This window comes from Oleiphilus sp. HI0125 (genome assembly GCF_001635355.1).
On the sequence record NZ_LWGF01001038.1, the window covers coordinates 1 to 1,350 of the forward strand.

The following is a 1,350-nucleotide window of genomic DNA, read 5'->3' on the forward strand; positions in this document are numbered from 1 at the left end:
ACACTATTGCGCGCGAACCAAGCAATCATTCAGCAACCTTTATCAACGTACCAGATGAAAGTTGACCCAATGCCGTAGTGATTAACATTTCACCCGCTTTAAGTCCCTCACCGATCACTGAATACGTATCGTCTTGATGAATAACCTTCACCATGCGTCGCTCAAGCCGATCTAATGAATCGCCTGTTGCTACATACACATATTCATTTTGATAGATCAATGAATTGGGAACGACGATAACGTCGCGCAGTACCTGCCCGGTAATTGTTGCTGACACATATTGATCAGGGAGCAATGCAAGGCGTTCTTCAGTTTGATCAAAGGGAGAATCTACCCTAGCGACGAGCGTAACCTGCTGAGTTTGCGTATCAACGCCGGCCTCTAATCTCAGGAATGTCGCAGGCCAAAGAACTTTGCTCTGATCTGAACTTGATAACAAAGTGTTTTCAATAACAATGGACAAGACCTCACCAAGGCTTCCTTCAGCGGCTAGTACATTCAACTCATTTGCGTTCACTGGTAGATTTACGATACCTGCATTCGTACTAAAACCTTCACCGAGCAAAGTATTAGTAGAGACCACCTCACCTTGCCTAACGTTTGCATTTCGTATCAAACCATCAAAGCCTGCGCGCACCTTCGTACGCTCAAGATTTAACTTAGCCGTATCAAGCGCAACCTTTGCCGCACTCAAACGTGATTCGGCTGCTTTAACATGGGGGATACGCAACACGTAATCTTGCGCTTTTTGATTTGGATTACGCTTATTCCAATCTGTCAGCGCTTGTTGCGCTCGGGCTTTTTCATCTTCTAGGTTAAGCTTCGACGCCGAAAGTTCAGCCTGAGCCTGAGCCACTGCGCTCAAGAAACTCACGTCATCAATAACCAGTAACACATCGTCTGAACGAACCCGCTCGCCATTTTTGAAGCGATGACTCTTGGTCACGACGTGCCCCGCAACAAGGGCATGAATCTTATAATCAAACTCAGGCTCGATAAGGCCAAAAGAACGAAGCTGCACTTGGTGGTCTTTTAGCTCAAGTTTTTCGACCGATACGGTCAATGCACGAGACTGCACAACAGCGCCGCTTGTCGCTTCAGGTTTGGATAAGCCAAACCAAAAAATCAACAAAAATGTGAGGGCGATAATGCCGAGAATGACGGTAACCTGTTTCATTTATTCTCCAACAAACACGCTCAAGCTTACGAGCTCGAGCCAAATGAAAAATCAAACTAAGAAAAATACGATAGACGTACAACTTAATCTTCGCTTAAGATTTGGCCACAAGTTAAAAACGATGCAGCCGTTTGGTCGTGATTTGCCTCAACTCCGAGTACAAATCTGCGGCG

1 protein-coding gene is annotated in these 1,350 nt (G+C 45.7%); it reads right to left on the reverse strand.

All coding sequences use genetic code 11. From position 1 onward, the window contains the following. Window positions 1-25: 25 nt before the first annotated feature. On the reverse strand, window positions 26-1,177 hold the full coding sequence (locus A3762_RS17815) for an efflux RND transporter periplasmic adaptor subunit (RefSeq protein WP_068754273.1): 1,152 nt from the start codon (window positions 1,175-1,177) through the stop codon (window positions 26-28). Between the last annotated feature and the right edge of the window lie 173 nt (window positions 1,178-1,350).

Bases quoted from the DNA above. Each gene is read 5' to 3' on its own strand.
- A3762_RS17815 (WP_068754273.1), bottom strand. From the start codon at position 1,177: ATGAAACAGGTTACCGTCATTCTCGGCATTATCGCCCTCACATTTTTG.